Origin of the sequence: Halomonas colorata, assembly GCF_014897985.1 — a bacterium.
In the GTDB taxonomy this organism is placed as follows: domain Bacteria; phylum Pseudomonadota; class Gammaproteobacteria; order Pseudomonadales; family Halomonadaceae; genus Vreelandella; species Vreelandella colorata.
In genome coordinates this window covers 1-19328 of the sequence record NZ_JABUZA010000037.1, presented here as the reverse complement: position 1 = coordinate 19328, position 19328 = coordinate 1, and the positions used below count along the sequence as shown (strand labels likewise).

Annotated in this window: 30 protein-coding genes; 28 read left to right on the top strand and 2 right to left on the bottom strand. The window is 58.0% G+C overall.

Going from position 1 to position 19328, the window contains the following annotated elements:
• The first annotated feature begins 4 nt into the window (after positions 1-4).
• The 19 genes from INT33_RS16075 to INT33_RS15990 are packed head-to-tail and all read left to right on the top strand — an operon-like array spanning position 5 to position 8709.
• The gene (locus INT33_RS16075) at positions 5-208 is read left to right on the top strand and encodes a hypothetical protein (protein ID WP_193092409.1); all 204 of its coding nucleotides are present in this window, start codon (positions 5-7) and stop codon (positions 206-208) included.
• Complete coding sequence (locus INT33_RS16070; RefSeq protein WP_193092408.1) at positions 198-689, top strand: lysozyme; 492 nt, start codon at positions 198-200, stop codon at positions 687-689. Before INT33_RS16075 ends, INT33_RS16070 begins: the two co-directional genes overlap by 11 nt.
• Positions 686-1108 carry an Rz-like lysis system protein LysB gene (gene lysB, locus INT33_RS16065; RefSeq protein WP_193092407.1) on the top strand — a complete coding sequence of 141 codons (423 nt, stop codon included), beginning with the start codon at positions 686-688 and terminating at the stop codon, positions 1106-1108. Before INT33_RS16070 ends, lysB begins: the two co-directional genes overlap by 4 nt.
• Positions 1005-1223 carry an Rz1-like lysis system protein LysC gene (lysC, locus tag INT33_RS21585; protein ID WP_226940236.1) on the top strand — a complete coding sequence of 73 codons (219 nt, stop codon included), beginning with the start codon at positions 1005-1007 and terminating at the stop codon, positions 1221-1223. Before lysB ends, lysC begins: the two co-directional genes overlap by 104 nt.
• Positions 1220-1702 carry a phage tail protein gene (locus tag INT33_RS16060; RefSeq protein WP_193092406.1) on the top strand — a complete coding sequence of 161 codons (483 nt, stop codon included), beginning with the start codon at positions 1220-1222 and terminating at the stop codon, positions 1700-1702. Before lysC ends, INT33_RS16060 begins: the two co-directional genes overlap by 4 nt.
• Positions 1699-2157, top strand: coding sequence for a phage virion morphogenesis protein (locus INT33_RS16055; protein WP_193092405.1), 459 nt, complete (start codon positions 1699-1701; stop codon positions 2155-2157). Before INT33_RS16060 ends, INT33_RS16055 begins: the two co-directional genes overlap by 4 nt.
• A gap of 21 nt (positions 2158-2178) precedes the next feature.
• Positions 2179-2709, top strand: coding sequence for a phage baseplate assembly protein V (locus INT33_RS16050; protein WP_193092404.1), 531 nt, complete (start codon positions 2179-2181; stop codon positions 2707-2709).
• 11 nt (positions 2710-2720) lie between these two features.
• Positions 2721-3065 carry a hypothetical protein gene (locus tag INT33_RS16045; RefSeq protein WP_193092403.1) on the top strand — a complete coding sequence of 115 codons (345 nt, stop codon included), beginning with the start codon at positions 2721-2723 and terminating at the stop codon, positions 3063-3065.
• A gap of 9 nt (positions 3066-3074) precedes the next feature.
• Positions 3075-3350 carry a PAAR domain-containing protein gene (locus INT33_RS16040; protein ID WP_193092402.1) on the top strand — a complete coding sequence of 92 codons (276 nt, stop codon included), beginning with the start codon at positions 3075-3077 and terminating at the stop codon, positions 3348-3350.
• Positions 3351-3358: 8 nt separating this feature from the next.
• Positions 3359-3688, top strand: coding sequence for a GPW/gp25 family protein (locus INT33_RS16035; protein ID WP_193092401.1), 330 nt, complete (start codon positions 3359-3361; stop codon positions 3686-3688).
• On the top strand, positions 3685-4584 hold the full coding sequence (locus INT33_RS16030) for a baseplate assembly protein (RefSeq protein ID WP_193092400.1): 900 nt from the start codon (positions 3685-3687) through the stop codon (positions 4582-4584). Before INT33_RS16035 ends, INT33_RS16030 begins: the two co-directional genes overlap by 4 nt.
• Positions 4581-5507, top strand: coding sequence for a phage tail protein I (locus INT33_RS16025; RefSeq protein WP_193092399.1), 927 nt, complete (start codon positions 4581-4583; stop codon positions 5505-5507). Before INT33_RS16030 ends, INT33_RS16025 begins: the two co-directional genes overlap by 4 nt.
• Positions 5504-6031, top strand: a complete 528-nt coding sequence (locus tag INT33_RS16020; RefSeq protein ID WP_193092398.1) for a phage tail-collar fiber domain-containing protein — start codon at positions 5504-5506, stop codon at positions 6029-6031. Before INT33_RS16025 ends, INT33_RS16020 begins: the two co-directional genes overlap by 4 nt.
• Complete coding sequence (locus tag INT33_RS16015) at positions 6028-6387, top strand: hypothetical protein (RefSeq protein WP_193092397.1); 360 nt, start codon at positions 6028-6030, stop codon at positions 6385-6387. The genes INT33_RS16020 and INT33_RS16015 overlap by 4 nt, the downstream gene beginning before the upstream one ends.
• Entirely contained in the window at positions 6380-6634 is a 255-nt protein-coding gene (locus INT33_RS16010) for a hypothetical protein (RefSeq protein WP_193092396.1), read from the top strand. Before INT33_RS16015 ends, INT33_RS16010 begins: the two co-directional genes overlap by 8 nt.
• Positions 6631-6996, top strand: a complete 366-nt coding sequence (locus tag INT33_RS16005; RefSeq protein WP_193092395.1) for a hypothetical protein — start codon at positions 6631-6633, stop codon at positions 6994-6996. Before INT33_RS16010 ends, INT33_RS16005 begins: the two co-directional genes overlap by 4 nt.
• On the top strand, positions 6993-7916 hold the full coding sequence (locus tag INT33_RS16000; protein ID WP_193092394.1) for a hypothetical protein: 924 nt from the start codon (positions 6993-6995) through the stop codon (positions 7914-7916). Before INT33_RS16005 ends, INT33_RS16000 begins: the two co-directional genes overlap by 4 nt.
• 11 nt (positions 7917-7927) lie before the next feature.
• Positions 7928-8407, top strand: coding sequence for a hypothetical protein (locus INT33_RS15995; protein ID WP_193092393.1), 480 nt, complete (start codon positions 7928-7930; stop codon positions 8405-8407).
• Positions 8404-8709: a hypothetical protein gene (locus INT33_RS15990; protein WP_193092392.1), complete on the top strand. Its 306-nt coding sequence runs from the start codon at positions 8404-8406 to the stop codon at positions 8707-8709. The genes INT33_RS15995 and INT33_RS15990 overlap by 4 nt, the downstream gene beginning before the upstream one ends.
• 70 nt (positions 8710-8779) lie before the next feature.
• Here the strand turns inward: INT33_RS15990 and INT33_RS15985 are convergent, their stop codons facing one another.
• Positions 8780-9394: a hypothetical protein gene (locus INT33_RS15985; RefSeq protein ID WP_193092391.1), complete on the bottom strand. Its 615-nt coding sequence runs from the start codon at positions 9392-9394 to the stop codon at positions 8780-8782.
• Positions 9395-9570: 176 nt separating this feature from the next.
• On the opposite strand from INT33_RS15985, the gene INT33_RS15980 reads away from it, so the two are divergent.
• The 9 genes from INT33_RS15980 (at position 9571) to INT33_RS15940 (ending at position 18603) form a co-directional block, all read left to right on the top strand.
• Positions 9571-10740, top strand: coding sequence for a phage tail sheath protein (locus INT33_RS15980; protein WP_193092390.1), 1170 nt, complete (start codon positions 9571-9573; stop codon positions 10738-10740).
• A gap of 34 nt (positions 10741-10774) precedes the next feature.
• Positions 10775-11284 (top strand): phage major tail tube protein, encoded by a 510-nt coding sequence (locus INT33_RS15975; RefSeq protein ID WP_193092389.1) that lies wholly within the window; start codon positions 10775-10777, stop codon positions 11282-11284.
• Between the two features lie 64 nt (positions 11285-11348).
• Complete coding sequence (locus INT33_RS15970) at positions 11349-11708, top strand: phage tail assembly protein (RefSeq protein WP_193092388.1); 360 nt, start codon at positions 11349-11351, stop codon at positions 11706-11708.
• Positions 11709-11734: 26 nt separating this feature from the next.
• A complete protein-coding gene (locus tag INT33_RS15965; RefSeq protein ID WP_193092387.1) occupies positions 11735-11869 on the top strand; it encodes a GpE family phage tail protein in 135 nt (44 codons plus the stop codon).
• Positions 11870-11878: 9 nt separating this feature from the next.
• Entirely contained in the window at positions 11879-16117 is a 4239-nt protein-coding gene (locus INT33_RS15960) for a phage tail tape measure protein (protein WP_193092386.1), read from the top strand.
• Complete coding sequence (locus INT33_RS15955; RefSeq protein ID WP_226940233.1) at positions 16110-16577, top strand: phage tail protein; 468 nt, start codon at positions 16110-16112, stop codon at positions 16575-16577. Before INT33_RS15960 ends, INT33_RS15955 begins: the two co-directional genes overlap by 8 nt.
• Positions 16577-17557, top strand: coding sequence for a contractile injection system protein, VgrG/Pvc8 family (locus INT33_RS15950; protein WP_193092385.1), 981 nt, complete (start codon positions 16577-16579; stop codon positions 17555-17557). The genes INT33_RS15955 and INT33_RS15950 overlap by 1 nt, the downstream gene beginning before the upstream one ends.
• A 137-nt stretch (positions 17558-17694) precedes the next feature.
• The gene (locus INT33_RS15945) at positions 17695-18156 is read left to right on the top strand and encodes a Panacea domain-containing protein (protein ID WP_193092384.1); all 462 of its coding nucleotides are present in this window, start codon (positions 17695-17697) and stop codon (positions 18154-18156) included.
• A 30-nt stretch (positions 18157-18186) separates the two neighbouring features.
• Complete coding sequence (locus INT33_RS15940) at positions 18187-18603, top strand: hypothetical protein (RefSeq protein ID WP_193092383.1); 417 nt, start codon at positions 18187-18189, stop codon at positions 18601-18603.
• A 248-nt stretch (positions 18604-18851) separates the two neighbouring features.
• On the opposite strand, the gene INT33_RS15935 is transcribed toward INT33_RS15940, so the two are convergent.
• The coding region (locus INT33_RS15935; RefSeq protein WP_226940232.1) for an integrase core domain-containing protein at positions 18852-19328 on the bottom strand (477 nt) is incomplete at its 5' end.

The following is a 19328-nucleotide window of genomic DNA, read 5'->3' as shown; positions in this document are numbered from 1 at the left end:
GACCATGAGCCACCCATTTGAAATCACCACCGAAAGCGCAAAATTGGCGCCGCCGGCCATCGTCTCGTTGCTCCATGTGGGCGGCATGACCCCGGCCGACTGGGTCACCGTGCTAACGCTGCTTTATCTGGCGTTACAGATCGGCCTGCTGGTACCGCGTTACCTGAAACAGCTACGCAACTACTGGGGACCACGCGATGAGTCTTAAAAGCCGCATTGCCATTGGGGCCACCGCCGGAGCGCTCAGCATCGCCACCGCCGTCGTCTCCTACTACGAAGGCTATAAGCCCACCACCTACCGCGACCCCGTCGGTATCCCCACCATTTGCTATGGCCACACCGCCACGGCACGCATGGGGCAAACGCTGTCACAAGAAGAATGCACCGCGTTGCTGGAAGCCGACCTGGGCGACGCCTTCACTGCAGTGGATCGCCGCGCCCAGGTCGAACTACCGCCCCCGACCCAGGCGGCGTTAGCTTCGTTTGTTTACAACGTCGGCGAAGGCGCCTTCGCCCGTTCCACCCTGCTGCGCAAACTCAATGCTGGGGATCTACGCGGCGCATGTAATGAACTTTCTCGCTGGGTTTACGCCGGTGGCCGAAAGCTCAACGGCTTAGTCAAACGTCGCGCCACTGAACGTGAATTGTGTCTTGCAGGCGTTGAGCAAAGCACAAGGCCAGCACCATGAGCCGCCTACTTGCCGCACTGGCCATCTTGCTGCTGGTCGTTCTTATTACCTGGGCACTTTGGCAGCGCACCAACGCCGCCGAGGCTCGCGCCGATCTCGCCGAACAACAGCTCGCCGAATCTCATCAGCGGGAACAGGAAAGCATCGTGGTCATTAATGCTCTCTGGGAAAACGCCCGGCGCCTGGAAAATCAACGCCGGGCGCTGGCAGATCAACAAGCGGTACTCACCCGCACCGCCGCTAACCGCCTGGCCACCATTGAGGATCTACACCGTGAAAACGCCACGCTACGCGATTGGGCTGGCACTCGCCTGCCTGCTGCTGTTATCCGGCTGCGCAACCGCCCCGCCGTCATCGGTGCCCGTGATTATTATCAATCAGTGCGCGACGCCCAGCCCCTGCACCCTGCCAGCGAGTAACCCGCAATCAAACGGCGAAATGCACCTGCAGCTTGAACGCACCGAAGGCGCCTGGGCGCAGTGCGCCGCCGAGGTCGACGCCATTATTCTTTGCCATAGCGAAGCCCTACAATGATCAAATTACAGCACTTAAGAGCCCATATACTCGCTAGTGTCCCGCAATTAGCACGTAGCCCCGAACAGCTCCACACCTTCATCAACGATGGCAAAATAAAATTCGCGCGAGGCACGAACTTAAGCCACCAGTACACCGTAGACGCGCAGATCGTCATCACCGATTACAGCGGCTCACTCGATACGGTAATGGTGCCGCTACTCCAATGGCTCAACAGCTACCAACCAGATCTTGACCCCGATGAAGCCGTCCAGCTCGAAGCCGAGATCTTGAACAACCACAGCTGGGATCTCGCGCTAACTGTCCGCCTCACTGAACGCGTCGTCTCCAAGGTCGACTGTGAAAGCGGCCGCATCGAATCCGAACACCGGATGCCGGAATACCCGGTTGATGCATGCCCCGCGAAAAGTTGGCAGCTCTACGTTAAAGGGCCAACCGACGCTGAACACGTACTCAAAAGCGAATGGCATAGCGAATGAGCGACGAACTGCAGCAGCTTGATACTTGGCTAACGCCCCTTATCAACAAGCTCACGCCAAAAGAGCGTCGGGTACTCGCGCGAAACGTCGCGCGGGATCTGCGCATTGCTAACCGTGAACGCATCAAGACACAAACCAGCCCCGACGGCACACCCTTTGAACCCCGCACTCAGCTGCGCGGTCGTCGTGGGGCTATACGCCGCAAAACCATGTTCACCAAGTTACGCACGGCCAAATACCTCAAGATCAAAACCAACGCCGATGAAGCCACCGTTGGGTTCATGGGCCGCGTCGCAAAAATCGCACGCGTGCATCACTACGGCCTACGCGACCGCGTCGAAAAAGGCGGCCCACAGCACCAATACGCCCGCCGAGAACTTATCGGCATCACCTCCGCCGACCGTAACCGCATCGCCAACAGCGTGTTGAACCACCTCACCACGCCCGGCAAATAATCGCCTGCTTGTCCTAGGCATGTGGCACAACGCCCGCCGCTACCCACCCGCGCGAAAGCCAAGCAGCATGGCGGCATGAACAACGTCGCCGAACTTAAACGCCTTATCGCCAACTTGATTCGCATCGGCACCATTGCCGAAGTCGATCACGGCAACCCCGATGCCGCGCCGCCGAAACCGCCGCGCGTGCGGGTCGATATCGGCGAGCTTACAACCGGCTGGCTGCACTGGATCGAAAGCCGGGCGGGCACTACCCGCACTTGGTGCCCGCCCACAGTGGATGAACAGGTACTTGTATTCGCCCCCGGCGGGGATCTAAACGCCGCCGTAGTGATGACCGGGCTATTCCGAAATGTTCACCCCGCACCCAGCGATAACGGCGACCACTTTCACGCCGTGATGCCTGACGGCGCAGTGATTGATTACAACCACGTAGAGCATCACCTGACGGTCGACATTCCCGGCGATATCACGATTAAGGCCACGGGTGATATCCGCATCACTGCCAGCGGCGATATGCACCTTAAAGGCCGCAACATTTATGAAAACTAAGGGGCGATTACATGGGCGTTAAAACCGGCGATAGCCACGTTATCGACTACACCGACGACTTCGCGAAAATGATCGCCGTTGGCCAGCAAATACATGAAGAGCTAACGCTGATCCGTGAAGCGCTCTATGCCGATAAAAAAGCAGGCGGTGCAGCGCTGGCCACCAGCCAGCATGCCATGGCCCAGAGCATTGAACAGATCCTCCAACGGGCCAGCCATGAGCGCCTGGGCCTTTATACCCGCCCGGTCCCCTACGGCGATGGTGGCCTAAGTCGCGCCTCAATGATCAACGCACTTAAGCAAAGCAACCAACTCGACAACGTGCGCCAGGAAATGGCGGCCCCCACGCCGCTATAGGAGACCGCCATGCCCGCAGCTACCCGCCTCGGCGATATGTGTACCGGCCACGGCTCATGCTCGCCGCGCCCATCCGTCACCGGTTCGCCCGATGTATTTGTGAACGGCATTCCCAGCCATCGTGTAAGCGATGCCTGGGCGCGGCACTGCACACATGAATCGGTACTAGCAGCGGGCTCCAAAACGGTATTCGTGAACGGCCGTCCCAAGGGGCGTGTCGGTGACCCGGTCGCGTGTGGCTCATTAGTGGCCACCGGCTCCAATAACGTTTTTGTAGGGGGCTAACCGTGGGCATGCACACATCGAACGGCCAGCGAGTACTCGGCATTGCTCATATTCAGCAAAGCATTCGCGACATTCTTACCACGCCCATCGGCACCCGTGTTATGCGCCGGGAATACGGTTCGCTGCTACCCGAGTTGATCGACCAGCCGCTAAACGACACCACGCTGCTACAAGCCTACGCCGCCACCGTGATGGCCATCACCCGCTGGGAACCCCGCGTGCGCGTGCTGCGCGTTAATCGGCAAGTGGATGCCAGCCAGCACGGCCGCGCCCTGCTCGGGATCGACGCCCAAACCCACGATGGCCAGCGCCTACACATCGAGGTGCCGTTCACATGAGCACGCCGATTGATCTTTCCCAGATCACGCCGCCAGATGTTATCGAGCCACTGGACTATGAAGCGCTGCTCAGCGAGCGAAAAGCGCGGCTAATCGAACTCACGCCCATTGATGATCGGGCGGATCTCGCCGCCACACTCGCACTGGAAAGCGAGCCACTTACCAAGCTCCTGCAGGAAAACGCTTACCGCGAATTGCTACTACGCGAACGCATCAACGACGCCGCCCGCGCCGTCATGCTCGCCTACGCCGCCGGTGGTGACCTCGACCAGCTCGGCGCCAATTTCCAAGTCACCCGCTTGATGCTCGACCCCGGCGACTCGAAAGCCGTGCCGCCGGTACCGCCCACGTATGAACACGACCGCGACTTTCGCGCCCGTATTCAGCTCGCCTTTGAAGGACTATCGGTGGCCGGGCCAGTAGGCGCCTATCAATTCCACGCCGCCGCCGCGCATCCCGATGTGCGCGATATTGCGGTGGAAAGCCCCGCACCGGTTGATGTGGTGCTTACTGTCCTATCACGCCAGAACGAAGGCATCGCCACACCCGCGCTACTTAATATCGTGCGTGACTACTTGGAGCCATACCGTCCTCTAACAGACAGGCTCACCCTGCAGCCCGCCGAGCGCACGGACTACCAGGTCAATGCCACGCTGACACTGCGCTCAGGCCCGGATGCCGAACTGGTCACCAAGGAAGCCCGCGGCGAACTGAGCACCTATGTTGACGCCCGGTATCGCCTGGGCGGCTGGGTTACGCGCTCCGGCATTAGCGCCGCGCTCACCGTTCAAGGCGTCGAAAACGTCACGCTCCACGGCTGGCAGGATCTGCGCAGCGCGCCCAGCCAGGCGCCCCGATGCACTGGCATTACGCTGTCCACGGAGCGGCTGCCATGACCATGCACCTGTTACCGCCCAACCGCAGCCAATTAGAAGCCCGCGTCGCCGCGTCGCACCCGCTCGCCCTGCCGGTACCGCTGCGCACGCTCTGGAATCCGGAAACCTGCCCGGCGGATTTGCTGCCGTTCCTCGCCTGGGCGTTTTCCGTGGATGTCTGGGAAGCCGATTGGCCAGAGGCCACCAAGCGCGCCGTGATCGCCGAAAGCTTTGCCGTGCACCGCATCAAAGGCACACGCTTAGCCGTGGAAAAAGCCCTAGCCGCCATGGGCATCAAGGTCACGCTTACCGAGTGGTTCGAGCAGCAGCCCACCACCCAGCCGGGTACCTTCCGCGCTCGGCTGCACCTCAACGACAACCGGGCCGTAGCCGACCAGCTCAGCGGCGCGTTTTATCAGCAGATTCACCACGCCATTCAAAGTACGAAGAACCTACGCAGCCATTACGACTTTGACCTCTCCGCTGACTTCGGCCCAAGCCGGGTTGGCGTGGCCAGCGCCCAAAGCGCCGCCGGTTTAGCCCGCAACGATGCCCGCCCAACCCAGCCGCCACTTGAAATGGCTACTAATTTGGCAACGGCGAGCATCGTGCAACCCGGCGCCCTCTCGCGGAATGCGGCGCACCCGATTCAACAGCAGGTCGAAATCGGCGCCGAAATGAGCGTAACGGCAGTGCATAAAGCCAGCGCTCTGGCGCGCCGAGCGGCACAAATAACAACTGACGCCACGCTGGCCCCGGCGCGGATCGCCATTACCGGTGCCTATCGTGGGCTAGCCGTTACACGGCGGCTCATGGCAAACGCACCCGATACCCACCTGCCCGACTCAGTGGCCCAAGCGAACCTGCCAGCAGCATCGCTGTTAGTCGCCGGGGCATGTCGCGGATTTGCCGTCACTCATCACACAATGGAGAGCACCACATGACAGCCCTGGTACCCGTTATCACCACGGCGGGCCTCGCCGCCGTGTTCAATGCCGCAAGCGATGGCCTAGCCGCCCGTATTACTCATATCGCGCTGGGCGGCAACGCCCGTAAACCCAGTAAAAACGAATTCAAGCTGGTCAACGAACGCCGCCGCGTGAGCATTGCCGATGGCCAGCGCGTCAGCGACCACCAAATTCATCTCACCGGCGTGGTGGATGGCGAGGGCCCAGAATTCTGGGTGCACGAAGTGGGGTTCTTTCTTGAAGACGGTACGCTGCTCGCTGTCTGGTCCGACGCCAATCCGCTGGCTTATATCTCCAACGCGGTACCGCTGCTGCTCGCGTTCGATCTACGCCTGGACGCCCTACCCGCTGAATCCGTCACGGTGGAAGGCACCGGTGCCAATCTCTCGCTAGCCGCTTGGGGCGAACAATACACCGCCAACGCGGCGGCCATCGTCGACAACATGGCCCGCCAGGTGGATCTGCTGTTTCGCGTGCATGAGTTAGAGAAACGCGCATGAGTACCCAGGCCCCCACGCTCTCCATGGTTGCAGGTACCACATATCGCTTTAGTGCGAATTGGGCCAGCGAAGACGCCGCCGCCACCCCGGTGGATATCACCGGCTGCGAAGCCGTATTCGTGGTGGCCACCACTCAAGGCGGGCCGCTGCTCAGCTGTGAAATCGGCGACGGTATCGAGTTGGTACCAGAACAAGGCGGCATCAACGTGCATATCCGCCCCGAGCAAACGGCCGGTGCCGTCTCACCGAGTTGGTCCGGCGCACGGTACGAGCTGCGCGTTACGTTCCCAAGCGGCGATGTATTCAGCCTGCTGCGCGGTCACTTCCAATTGCAGCCGGGGGTAGTCCATGGCTAACGCTACTCGCCTCACCGTCAACATGCCCGCGCGCTCGGTAACGGTTCACCTACCCGCACCGCCACGTTTTCAGGTCATTAGCCACGGCTTGCAGGGACCGCCCGGCACGCTATCGCCTGAGATCCTCGCCCAGGTCGCAGAAGCACGCATGGCCACCCAGCAATTGGGCAACGTTTTGAACGCCTTAACAGATGCCATCAGTTACCACGGCGGCATGATCGCCGCACAGGAGGACGCCACAAAATGAGCTTTGATGAAAATCTCATCGCCCTACGCCAGGCAGTGACCCACACGCTCGGCGTGATCGACGGCAAGCTTCGCAACAAGGCGAACAAAACCGACGTACTCACCACCGAGCAGATCGACGCACGTATCCAAGTGCTGATCGGCAGCGCCCCAGAAACCCTCGACACCCTCGCCGAGATCGCAGAGGCGTTGGGAAACAACCCGAGTTTCGCCACCACCATCGCCGAAGAGCTGGCCAAGAAAGCCACCAAAACCCGCGTCACAGAGTTGGAAAACCAGCTCGGTGAATCACTCACCGCCTTAACCGACGCCTTTACCCAGGGCGCCGCCACTATTCAAAACAGCACTCAGGAGGCCTCATGAGCTTAGAAAGCCAAGTCAGCGCGCTGGTTAGCGCAGCGAGCAAGTTGACCAGCGAAATCGCTGGGAAGATGAAGGGCATCGATAACACGCTGTCAGCTGCACAGCGCAAGTTTGATGAGTTCACCGGCAAAGATTTCCCCAAGCGAGTCAGCGAAGCGCGCAGCATCAAAGTCTTTCTCGATACAGCTAAAGGAAATGATGAAAACACAGGGCTTTCTGCATCCAACCCTGTAAAAACCTATCGGCAAGTTAGCCGAGTAATCGGCGGCGGCGATACGATTTACGACATTGTCGAACTTACTGTGGCTGGCGGTTCTGCTGTTATCTTGGATGGTGCGCTCTATGCCAAATCTGAGATACGTATTGTCTGCCAAGATGGGCCTGTGGGAGGAGTAACTAAACTCATCCAAGGCTTCTACGGAGGCTCTGCTGCTGGTCGGCCTATGCAGCCTTTCCGCGCGCCCTACGTAGAAATCGACGATAAAACCAACGGAAACGTTGAGCTGCATACAGCAGAATTTAAAGACGGTCATACCTGGGAAGAAGCGACAGGAAAAAACACCGCATGGATGTGCTACGTCGGCTCAATGCTGGAAAATACACCACGCTTCAAACTGCGAAATGTGGATGTAAAACTCCACGATATACCGCTGAGCATGGTTTACATGGGCGGAAGCATGGGCTCTTTTTCCACGTATCAAATCATCATCGGCGCATCGTGTGATTTTTCGGTGGAGCCTGCAGGAGGCTCAAGCGCGAGCTTCACTAACTCGCCACGCCTGCTCTACTGCTACGACAACCCCAAAATCCCGCTCGACATTATTGCCTCAACGCTAACTATCTCAGGGAACATCACCTCGGTTTCCCAGCTGTTTGGCAATCTGAATACTCAGAACGTCCGCTCATCCTTCACTATTTAAGGTCGCCCATCATGCATTTAGAAAAAGTGGTTTATAACGGGAAGATCACTATTGGCGTATCGACCCACAACACCAGCATTCCGCTGGAAGCGCTATTGCCAGCCGCTCAAAAGCAGCTAGGTGAAAATATCGACACCGCCGCCGGTAAAGCCCGCGCCGCCTTCGTCAGCCCCGGCAGCTATATCGATCAGGAGTACCTGCTGGCCAAGCAGGAAGCCAGCGAGTGGTTAGCGGGCGGCAAGGATGAAGCGGCGATTCCTTCCAGCGTGCAGGATCACATCGAGATGTTTGGGGTCAGCGCCGAAGCCGCCGCCCAAGAGATCGTCGCCACCGCCGACCAATGGGAAACCGCCCTGCGCGATATCCGCAACCTGCGCCTGGGTGGTAAAGCCGCCGTGCAACGCGCCGATACCATCGAAGCCGCAGAAGAGGCGGCCCAGCAAGCCATCGAACAGCTCAACAAGTACCGTCCGCAAATGGGTGCCCTATGAACCGTTCCTATATTGAACACGCACTGATTGCGGTTTTAATCCAGTTCACATTATTGCCGTTCATGGATATGTGGGTAGCCGGTAGCGTTGCCGTGGCGCTGTTTCTGGGGCGTGAAATTGCCCAGAACGAATACCGCGTGGCACACCGCCGAGGCTGGACGTGGGGGCAGGTGCCGCCGGTTAACTGGTACGAAGGCGCTTGGCGAGGGTGGACACGCAAGTCTGTTTTCGACGTTCTCGCGCCGTTGTTTGCATGCGTGGTAATCGCCTCGCTTTCCCGCCATACCCCGATGCTCAATTAGCAACGCCGTTGACGTCAGCCCGAGAAATGATGAAAGCCTGCCATTTTGGCAGGCTTTCAGCTTATTAGGTTTAATCACTGACCTTAATTTCCAAATCAGTAGATATCGCTCCGAATTCTTTACTAACTTTATCTAAAATGGAATCGCAGTAACATAAACCCTCTTCACAAAACCTTTTTGCCTCATTCTTATGTTTATTTACATCTAACCCAGTAGGCTCCATCAATTCAAAATAATAGTTACCTGCGTATACGGTTGCATAAAGTTTTCTTGAAATAGCATTAAAATAAAAAGTTGTTATCTCGTCTTCTATATTCAAGAGCACATGAAATTTCTCAGAATCTATGGCTAGAATTTTTTCTGAATCCTCTGGAACATACTCCTTGACCAAGTGAGACAGTTTAGATAAATCCTTATTATCAACTGCCTTTATGCCATTTATAAAAAACATCCTCATAGTCCATACTTCATGGCTTAAAGCTTTTAATGACAGCCTTCTCAACTGGTATACCCTCTGTTCTTCTGCTTGCCTTTTATCTTTATCAATTTTCCATGGTACGTAGATCGCCACAGCAACGGCACATATTGACCCTATAGCTTGAATCCATCCCGCATCCCATTTTTTTATATGAAGAACATCACCGACCCAGATAGATATCAGGACGCCTATAAAAAAACCCGCCACGACCGATCCATACAAAAACCGCATTCTCATATCTTTCTCCTGCTCAAAAGTAAACTTATACCTTGTCCCCCGCTCTTGGCACAACGCCCGCCGCTACCCTCCCGCGCGAAGCCCGCCCACCATGGTCGCCACACCAAAACAGATACCGCTTGAACCTGCGCAGGAGCCAAGCACATATGGCCGATTACCATCACGGCGTCCGCGTCGTCGAAATCAACGAAGGCACCCGCCCGATCCGTACCGTGGCCACCGCCGTTATCGGGCTGGTGGCCACCGGCCCCGAAGCCGACGCCGAGCGCTTCCCGCTCGATACCCCGGTGTTAATAACCGATATTTACAGCGCGATTGGCGCCGCCGGTAAAACCGGCACGCTGGCACGCTCACTACGTGCCATTGTCGAAGAAGCCCGCGCGCTATGCGTGGTCGTTCGCGTTGCCGAAGGCGAAGACGAAGACACAACCACCGCCAACCTCATTGGCAGCGTTACCCCTACCGGCCAGAAAACCGGTATCCAGGCACTTCTTGCAGCTGAGCAACGTTTCGGCGTGAAACCTCGGATCCTCGGCGTGCCGGAATTGGATAATGAAAACGTGGCCACCGCCCTGGTCAGCGTGGCTAAAAAGTTGCGCGCGTTCGCTTATGTTTCCGGCTATGACTGCGAGACAAAAGAAGAAGCGGTGATGTACCGCGAGAACTTCGACGCCCGCGAAGCGATGGTGATCTGGCCGAACTGGCAAGCGTTCGACGTGAACGCCAAGGAAAGCCGCCCACTGTCAGCCGTCGCCAAGGCTCTTGGCCACCGCGCCCGCCTTGATAACGAAATCGGCTGGCACAAAACCATCTCAAACATGGCCGTGAACAGCGTCACCGGTATTAGCCACGATGTGTTTTGGGATCTGCAAGATCCCGCCACCGATGCCGGTTACCTCAACGCCGCCGACGTCACCACGCTAATCAATAAATCAGGCTTCCGCTTCTGGGGCTCGCGCACTTGCTCGGAAGATCCGCTCTTCGCGTTCGAGAGCTACACCCGCACCGCGCAGGTACTCGCGGACACCATCGCCGAAGCCCATCTCTGGGCCGTTGATAAGCCGATGCACCCCTCACTGGTGCGCGACATTATCGAAGGCATCAATGCCAAGTTCCGGGAATTGACGCGTAAGGGTTACATCTTGGGCGGCGAAGCCTGGTTCGACCCCGAGTTGAACAGTAAAGAGGTATTGAAAAGCGGCAAGCTCTACATCGACTACGACTACACGCCGGTGCCGCCGCTCGAAAACCTCATGCTGCAGCAGCGCATCACCGACCAATACCTGGTCGATTTTGCCGACCGCATCGCCGCCTAAGCCGCCGATCAACAAGTAACAGGAGCAAGCCAAAATGGCATTACCCCATATCCTCAAAGATTTTAACTTGTTCGGCGATGGCAATAACTGGCAAGGCCAGATCCCCGAACTCACACTGCCCGAGCTTTCGCGTCGAATGGTCGAGTATGAAGGCGGCGGTATGGAAGGCCCCATCGAAGTCGACCAAGGCAATGAGCTGCAGGAATTCGAATGGGTCGCGGGCGGCATGATCGTTGATATCTACGACAGCTACGGAAGCCCCATTCACGATGCCGCCATGTTGCGCATGACCGGCTCTTACGAATCCGACGAAGACGGCGAAATTATCCCGGTCGAGATCGTCATGCGCGGCCGCCACAAGACGATTTCTATGGGCGACGCGAGTAAGGGCGACAACAACCAGATCAGCGTCACCACCACACTCTCGTATTTCAAGTTGATCGTGGATGGCGAAGAAGTCATCGAGCGCGATGTCCCCGGCTACATCTTCAAAGTACGCGGTGTAGACCGGCTGGCAGAACGTCGCGCCGCTCTCGGCGTTTAAATCCTTTTCCTCTCAAACCAGCGGCCACCCAACGGTGGCCACACTCAACTAATAGGAATGCACCATGACGACTAAAACTGAATCCCAAGCCGTTGAGGCAACCGAAGCACAAGCCGCTGAAACCCAAACCGCCCCCGGCGTACCAACCGAAGTAGTCGAGCTGGAAACCCCGTTAAAGCGCGGCAAAAACGAGGTGACTGAAATCACCGTCCGCAAGCCTATGAGCGGCGGTATGCGTGGCGTCTCCCTGGTTGACATCATGAACCTGGACGTCGCCGCGCTCACAAAAGTGATGCCACGCATCACCACCCCCGGCCTCACCGAAGCCGAGCTGAAAACCATGGACATCGTCGACCTGGTGCAGCTGGGTACGGCGCTGAACGGTTTTTTGACCCCAAAGAAATACAAGGACATCGAAGCCTAAGCCTGCCCGAGTTCGTCGAAGACGCCATGGCGGATCTAGCCATGGTCTTCCACTGGGAACCCCAGGCCATGGACGGCATGGAGCTGGAAGAGTTGATGGAATGGCGCGAACGCGCCCGCAAACGCCACGAAGGCAGCAAGCCCAAGCAAGGCAATAAGTAAGGAAAACCGATGGCACGTAATCTACGACTGCAAGTGATGCTCAACGCCGTGGACCGTGTCACCGGCCCGCTCAAAAAAATGCGTCAAGGTGCTGGCCAAACCGGCCAGGCACTGCGCGAAACCCAGAACCAAATCCGCGACCTACAGAGGCAGCAAGGCGACGTCACAAGTTACCGCAAAGCGAACGCCGCGTTACGCACTACTACCCGTGCAATGCGCGACGCCCGCGAGCGCAACCGGCAATATACCCAGGCATTGGACCAGCAGCGCGAAGCCCACGCCAGTATCAAATCAGGGCTGACGGTAAATAGACGCGAATACGACCGCCTCGCTAAACAGCTGCTTAACACCAAACAACCCACCGACCAGCTTAACGCCTCGCTTGAGCGTGCGCGCATCCGCTTGCACAGTTCGCAGACCGAGTTCGACAGATCCGCCCGCACCCTGCGCGAATACCGCAACCGAACCCGTCACGCAGGCGAGGAAGTAAAGCGGCTCACCCAGAACCACGCGACCCAAACCGAGCGTATCCGTGGGCTAAAAACGCGGCTGGATGAAGCGGGTATCAGCACCGATAACTTGGGCCGCAGCGCACGTGAGCTGCGAACCAAAGAGGAGCGGCTAAACACCGCCCTGCAGGAACAAAAGCGACACTTAACCGAGGTTGCCCAGCGTCAACGACGGTTAACAGAAGCCCGCGACCGTTATCAAAATGGCATGGCCAACGTCGCCCGCGCCCAGGGCGTCGGCATGGGCATGTTCGGCACCGGCATCGCCCAGGGCTACGCCGCTAGTCGCCTACTAACGCCTGGCGTCGCTTGGGCGGAACAGATGAGCACGCTACAAGCCGTTGGCCGCTTTGATGCTGACGATGAACGCTTCAAAGCCCTACGCCAACAATCCCGCGACCTGGGCGGCACCACCGCGTTTAGTGCCACCGAAGTCGGCGGCGGCCAAGAGTTTCTATTGCGCGCGGGCATGAGCAGCGAGGCAATTCAAGCCTCCATGCGTGATGTGCTCGACCTCGCCCTGGCCAACAACACCGAGCTAGCCCGCGCGGCAGATATCGCTTCCAACATTGCCGGCGCCTTCAAAGTCGATATGGAAGTCGATGGGGCAATGGGCCGGGTCGCGGACATTCTCTCCGGTACCGCCAGCCGGGCAAACGTCGATCTTGAAATGCTCGGCGAAACCATGAAATACCTGGGCGGTGCCGAAGACCTCAAGCTAACCATGGAGCAAGCCGCCGCTATGTCGGGGATCCTCGGCAACATCGGCATCCAGGGCAGCCAGGCCGGTACCACTATGCGCGCGATGATGAACCGGCTCACCAACCCAGCAGCAAAGGGCGCAGCTGCTATTGAAAATATCGGGCTACAAATTTCCGATGCCAACGGCAACATGCGCGCCATGCCTGAAATACTTCGCGATATCAGCCAAGCCACTGCCGACCTCGGCAACGTCGAACGCAAAGCCATCATGCAGGATATCTTCGGCGTAGAGGCTGGCTCCGGCATGGCGGAACTGGTCGACGCCATGGGCGGTGGCCAGCTCGATGAGATCATCAATGCCCTGGGCGAGAACATGGGTGAAAACGCCCGTATGGCTGAAACCATGGCCGATAACATCGGTGGCGATTTAAAGAACCTGCGCAGCGCCTGGGAAGAAGTCGGAATCTCAATCACCGACACCAACGACGGCCCCTTGCGCGGGCTAGTGCAAAACATTACCGCTATCACGCGCGGCGTAGGCGATTGGATCAAGGCTAACCCCGAACTAGCGGGCACTATCGCCAAGGTGGCGGCGGGCATGATCGCCCTGGCTACGGTTGGCGGTGCGGTCACGATGACCTTTGCCAGCATCCTCTCCCCCCTGCTCTTCGCCCGCTTTGCCATGGCCACATTAGGCATCAAAGCCGGAGTACTCGCGCCGATACTCAAAACGGCCGGCACCGCCCTGTTTGCCGTCGGCCGCGCCCTCACCGTCGGCCTGCTCGGCGCGTTAAAAGCAACGGCAGTATTTTTGGCCACCAACCCCATCGGCTGGGCCATTCTCGCCATCGCCGCCACTGCCCTCGTCATCTACAAATATTGGGAGCCCATCAAAGCGTTTTTCAGTGGCGTCTGGCAGCAAATCAAAGACGCGTTCGGCGAAGGGATCGGCGGCGTTACCCGCCTGCTGGTCAACTGGTCGCCGCTCGGTTTGCTCTATAGCGGCATTTCATCCGCGCTCGGCCGCCTGGGCATTGAACTGCCCGGATCGCTAACCGAGCTGGGCAGCAAGATGATTGGCGGCTTGGCCAACGGCATGACTAGCGCCTTGGGATGGGTACGTGAATCAGCGGGCAATGTATGGTCGACGGTCAACGACGCGTTTGGCGATGGGATCGGCGGCGTTACCAAGCTACTGATCGATTGGTCGCCCATCGGGTTACTGCATACCGCGTTCATATCAGCGCTGGATATGCTGGGCATCGAGGTACCCGAGGGCTTCCGCAGCCTAGGCACGTTCATCATCGATGGCCTGATCGGTGGAGTAACCGAAAAGCTGGCCGCTCTGCGCGAGCGTATTACCAGCATCGCCACGGGCATCAAGGACTGGTTCAAAGGCGTGCTGGGTATCAACTCCCCCAGCCGTGTGTTTGCCGGGTTTGGCGTCAATATCGTCGAAGGCATGATCAATGGCATCGGCAGCATGGTCGGCGCGCTGAGAGATCAAGTAATGGGCATGGCAGGCAGCATCGCGGGCTGGGTACAAGACGCCATGGGCAGCGCGCTGGACTCTTTAAGCAATGGTGCCAACCGTGCTATTCAGCTCGGGAAGGATACCGCTGCAGGTTTAGGGCAAGGCATCCGCGACGGCGCCAATCGCGCCACGGAAAGCGCCGCCAATCTAGCCAACGGCGTGACCGATACGGTACGCGGCTGGCTGGATATTCACTCCCCCAGCCGCGTGTTTGCCACTATTGGTGGCTTTGTCTCGCAAGGCATGGCTAAAGGCATCGAGGCCGATGCCGACGGCCCGGTGAAGCAAGTGCGCAGCTTAACGGATCGTTTGCGTGATGCGGCAGCCGGATTAATGCTCGGTGCCGGGATTGCCTCGCCCGCTTTCGCGCTGGAAGTATCGCCACCAACAGTACCGGAGCTACCGCGCCTGTATAGCGAGGTGGCCACGCCAGAAACACCCACGCTGGATGCACTGCGCATCAAGCGACCCACACTACCCCAGCTTGGCGCGCTTGAGATCCAAGCGCCCGATTTGCCGCACCTGCATAGCGAGGTAGCCACACCAGAAACACCCACGTTGGATGCACTGCGCATCGAGCGGCCCACGCTGCCCGAGTTGGGCGCGCTTGATATCCAAGTGCCCGATTTGCCGCGCCTGTATAGCGAGGTGGCCACACCAGAAACACCCACGTTGGATGCACTGCGCATCGAACGGCCAACGCTGCCCGAGTTGGGCGCGCTTGAGATCCAAGCGCCCGATTTGCCGCGCCTGCATAGCGAAGTGGCCACACCAGAAACACCCACGCTGGATGCACTGCCCATCGAGCGGCCCACGCTACCCCAGCTTGGGGCGCTTGAGATCCAGGCGCCCAACCTTCCGCGCCTATACAGCGAGGTGGCTAAGCCAGAAACTCCCGCGCTGGATGCACTGCGCATCGAGCGACCAACGCTACCCGAGCTTGCGGCGCTTGAGATCCAGGCGCCCAGCCTTCCGCGCCTATACAGCGAGGTGGCTACGCCAGAAATACCCACGTTGGATGCACTGCGCATCGAGCGGCCAACGCTGCCTGCGTTACCCAGCCCAGGCGCGTTAGAAATCCACGCGCCCGACCTGCCGCGCCTGTATAGCGAGGTGGCCACACCAAAAACACCCACGCTAGATGCACTGCGCATCGAGCGGCCAACGCTGCCCGAGCTGGGCTCGCTTGAAATCCAGAGGCCCGAGCTGCCCAGCTTGGAAACCCTGGCATTCGAGTGGCCAGAACTTCCCCAATTCGACCCGCTGCGTATCGACACCAGCGGCGTACAGATCGATGCGCGCCCGCCGCTGCAAAATCACGCCGAGCCTAACAGCGGCGGGCTAACGATCAACGGCGGCATCAATATCGAGATCCACGCCGCGCCGGGCATGAGCGAACAGGATCTGGCGCGTCTGGTGAACGCCGAAGTGCAGCGCGCCCTACGCGATGCCGAACGCCGCGCCCAAGCCTCGCGCCGCTCGGCATTCCACGACATTGATTGAGGTACTAAAGATGATGATGATCTACGGCATGTTCGTGTTTTCACTCGATACCGCTGCTTATCAAGAGCTGCAACGCCAAACCCGGTGGCGGCAAGAAGCCCAAGGCCGTGTGGGCCTGCTACCCGCGCGGCAGTTCCTCGGCCAGGGTGAAGACACCATCACGCTGACCGGGACACTGCACCCGCAGTTCACCGGTGGCCAGCCGCACCTTGACCAGCTGCGCGATATGGCCAACGAAGGCAACGCCTGGCCACTCATTGAAGGCACCGGTAAAAACTACGGGTACTACGTGCTGGAAAGCCTGAAAGAACGCAAGGTAGCTTTGACGCGCGACGGCGCAGCGCAACAGATCGGCTTCGACATGGTGCTGAACCGTGTCGAGGACGATAACGGCAACCTGCTAGCCATGCTCGGCCCGCTCGCCGGTATGGCGATGCGCGCCGTGCCGAGGTTGGTGTAATGATCCCCGCCCGACGCCCCGCATATAGCATCGGCGGCATGGCCGCGACCGGCCGCCTGCAAAGCCTCACCATCACCGACCGACGCGGCACTACCACCGATGAACTCACCCTCACGCTTGAAGACCACGACGGCCGCCTGGCGATACCGCCGCGCGGCAAGATCCTGACCGTGGCGCTGGGCTGGGAAGGTGAGGCCCTGGTGGATCGTGGTAGCTTCACGGTGGATGAAGTCGAACACTCAGGCGCACCGGACGTGCTCACGATCCGCGCCCGCAGCGCCGACCTGCGCAAGGACAACCCCGCCAAGCGCTGCGAAAGCTATCACGAAAAAACCCTGCAAGAGATCGTGGCCACTGCTGCCGGCCGCTTGGGCTTGGCCCCCAATATTGCCGCGCCACTGGCAGGCATCTTTATCGACCACATCGACCAGACCGACGAATCAGACCTGCATTTTCTCTACCGCTTGGCCGAGCGGTTTGATGCCCTGTGCATGGCCAAAAACGGCAACCTGCTGTTTATGCCAATGAACGGCGGCGTAACCGCTGGCGGCACGCCGATACCCATGCTCACGCTAAAGCGCGGCGTCGGCGATACGCACCGCTACCTGATTGCAGACCGCGAAGAGTTTACAGGCGTGATTGCCTACTGGAGCGACCTGGACGAAGCGGAGCGAAAGGAGGTGTTGGTGGGCAATAGCGAGAATGCCAAACGCCTACGGCATACCTACGCCACAGAAGCCCACGCCATCGAAGAAGCCACCGCCGAGCTTACGCGCCTGCAACGCAAGCATTCCGAGCTAACACTGGATCTAGCCGAAGGCCGCGCGGATATTTACCCCGAAACGCCGGTGACCACACAAGGCTACAAGCCAGAGATCGACGCTACGTCATGGATCATTGACGAAGTGATCCACGAATTTTCCGAACGCGGTTATACCTGCAGTATTCGGATGGAGACACAAACAATTCACACAAGCTAAGGCGCAATTGAGCAAAACAGCGTCTAATATTGTCATATAAGGTGTTATAAGGTAGGCTGCTGAACCCCCAACGCGCAGCGTAGGTACAAAATTATAATTACACAGCAAGGGGCGCTGAAAGTAAGCAGGAGGGCGTGATGAGTTACGAACTAAACACTGTTGCAAACGCATTCATTCGCAAGGCCCGTGACTCGGGACGGAATGATCTTACCCCCATGAAGCTGCTGAAACTCGTTTATATCGCGCATGGTTGGAGCCTAGGTATCAATAATCGGCCTCTTTTTCTCGAAGAGGTTCAGGCTTGGAAGTTTGGCCCGGTCATCCCTGAGCTGTACGATCAGGTGAAGCAATACCGTAGCAGCCCAATCGAGCATGAGTTGCCAGAAAGTTCTTGTGGGAACCATTTTGACGAAAATGATCAGGCATTGATTAATCAGGTTTGGGCTAAATATGGGCAGCATGATGGCATCAGGCTATCTGCAATTACCCATCAGCCCGGAACGCCTTGGGATACAACGTGGGACAGGCGTGGTTTTCACGGATTGATTATCCCGACGCCGCTAATTCGAGATCATTATCATCAACTAGCGCGAGCATGAGGCTCGCGTTTTTTATGTAATGAGGTATGCGTGACGGAAGATAATAAAAAACGCCGAAGCCCATTAGATGCGATTGGTGCTGATTTATTCGGAATACAGTTAGACGATTCCATCGCACAAGAAGAAAGCAGGGGATTTAATCAAGAAAGTGTCGAAACGGATACGAATAAATCCTTAATTGAAGCGAATGAACAACGTAATGAAACAACGCGGTCGACATTCCACTCTCTATTCATAATGGGCCTGCGTGTTGTAGGCATTAGTTTGATCTTAATTTTTGTCGTTCGCGTATTGCATATTATTTTGCCTGAAAGCTGGCACTGGATGTCCAGCACGACCATTCAAGAAGTGGATAAGATGATGTTTAGTGGGGCAGTCGGCGCGGCTATCATTAAATACTTAGGGCCAATATTAAATGAGCCGCCTAATCCATCTAAAAACAAATAAGCCCCGCAACCGCGGGGCTTTTTAATGCCCAAAAATCAGCCTCACCAATCCTGTCACGAATGAAGCAATCACCAACCCAAGCAGCACAAACCCCACCACCGGATGCCGCTCCACCCATCTAATCAAGCGGTGAGGAATCACAGCGCTTCATCCAGCTGGCAACGCGCTTGATGCACAACAACCCCGCGCACCATACGCGCAGTGGCCATTAGCGGTGATTTTCAACCCAGTTGTCCAAATGGCTGCCTCTAGGCAGCCTGTTTATTACGCTCGATTTCGTGCAGCTTGCCAGGGTTGAGCGATACCGAGCCAGGTATCTCCCAGTTTCGGGTGTTGCCTGACCAGCGCTGTGGATGTCGGCGCTTAGCGCTTTCATACACCGCTTTGCGGTGCTCAAGACGTTCACGGTCAACGCCTTGGTGCCGATCAGCGGGCGTCACATACCGAATGCCACTGTGCAGGTGCTGTTCGTTGTAAGCCTGTTCAAACGCCAGCATCCAGTCACGTACCGCGTTGAGCGATGCAAAGCCCTTTGTAGGCCACGCTGGGCAGTATTTGACCGTGCGGAACAACGCTTCCGAGTAAGGGTTGTCATTGCTCACTCTCGGCCGGCTGTAAGACATCAGCATTCCCAGCTCTGTTAGCCTTGCTTTAAGCGTATAAGACGTCATCGGCGCGCCATTATCCGAGTGCAACACCGGGGGCTGATGCCAGCATCCTTCTCG

Coding starts and splice junctions, on each gene's coding strand:
- INT33_RS16075 (WP_193092409.1), top strand. CDS start 5: ATGAGCCACCCATTTGAAATCACCACCGAAAGCGCAAAATTGGCGCCG.
- INT33_RS16070 (WP_193092408.1), top strand. CDS start 198: ATGAGTCTTAAAAGCCGCATTGCCATTGGGGCCACCGCCGGAGCGCTC.
- lysB (WP_193092407.1), top strand. CDS start 686: ATGAGCCGCCTACTTGCCGCACTGGCCATCTTGCTGCTGGTCGTTCTT.
- INT33_RS16060 (WP_193092406.1), top strand. CDS start 1,220: ATGATCAAATTACAGCACTTAAGAGCCCATATACTCGCTAGTGTCCCG.
- INT33_RS16055 (WP_193092405.1), top strand. CDS start 1,699: ATGAGCGACGAACTGCAGCAGCTTGATACTTGGCTAACGCCCCTTATC.
- INT33_RS16045 (WP_193092403.1), top strand. CDS start 2,721: ATGGGCGTTAAAACCGGCGATAGCCACGTTATCGACTACACCGACGAC.
- INT33_RS16040 (WP_193092402.1), top strand. CDS start 3,075: ATGCCCGCAGCTACCCGCCTCGGCGATATGTGTACCGGCCACGGCTCA.
- INT33_RS16035 (WP_193092401.1), top strand. CDS start 3,359: ATGCACACATCGAACGGCCAGCGAGTACTCGGCATTGCTCATATTCAG.
- INT33_RS16030 (WP_193092400.1), top strand. CDS start 3,685: ATGAGCACGCCGATTGATCTTTCCCAGATCACGCCGCCAGATGTTATC.
- INT33_RS16025 (WP_193092399.1), top strand. CDS start 4,581: ATGACCATGCACCTGTTACCGCCCAACCGCAGCCAATTAGAAGCCCGC.
- INT33_RS16020 (WP_193092398.1), top strand. CDS start 5,504: ATGACAGCCCTGGTACCCGTTATCACCACGGCGGGCCTCGCCGCCGTG.
- INT33_RS16015 (WP_193092397.1), top strand. CDS start 6,028: ATGAGTACCCAGGCCCCCACGCTCTCCATGGTTGCAGGTACCACATAT.
- INT33_RS16010 (WP_193092396.1), top strand. CDS start 6,380: ATGGCTAACGCTACTCGCCTCACCGTCAACATGCCCGCGCGCTCGGTA.
- INT33_RS16005 (WP_193092395.1), top strand. CDS start 6,631: ATGAGCTTTGATGAAAATCTCATCGCCCTACGCCAGGCAGTGACCCAC.
- INT33_RS16000 (WP_193092394.1), top strand. CDS start 6,993: ATGAGCTTAGAAAGCCAAGTCAGCGCGCTGGTTAGCGCAGCGAGCAAG.
- INT33_RS15995 (WP_193092393.1), top strand. CDS start 7,928: ATGCATTTAGAAAAAGTGGTTTATAACGGGAAGATCACTATTGGCGTA.
- INT33_RS15990 (WP_193092392.1), top strand. CDS start 8,404: ATGAACCGTTCCTATATTGAACACGCACTGATTGCGGTTTTAATCCAG.
- INT33_RS15980 (WP_193092390.1), top strand. CDS start 9,571: ATGGCCGATTACCATCACGGCGTCCGCGTCGTCGAAATCAACGAAGGC.
- INT33_RS15975 (WP_193092389.1), top strand. CDS start 10,775: ATGGCATTACCCCATATCCTCAAAGATTTTAACTTGTTCGGCGATGGC.
- INT33_RS15970 (WP_193092388.1), top strand. CDS start 11,349: ATGACGACTAAAACTGAATCCCAAGCCGTTGAGGCAACCGAAGCACAA.
- INT33_RS15965 (WP_193092387.1), top strand. CDS start 11,735: ATGGCGGATCTAGCCATGGTCTTCCACTGGGAACCCCAGGCCATGGAC.
- INT33_RS15960 (WP_193092386.1), top strand. CDS start 11,879: ATGGCACGTAATCTACGACTGCAAGTGATGCTCAACGCCGTGGACCGT.
- INT33_RS15950 (WP_193092385.1), top strand. CDS start 16,577: ATGATCCCCGCCCGACGCCCCGCATATAGCATCGGCGGCATGGCCGCG.
- INT33_RS15945 (WP_193092384.1), top strand. CDS start 17,695: ATGAGTTACGAACTAAACACTGTTGCAAACGCATTCATTCGCAAGGCC.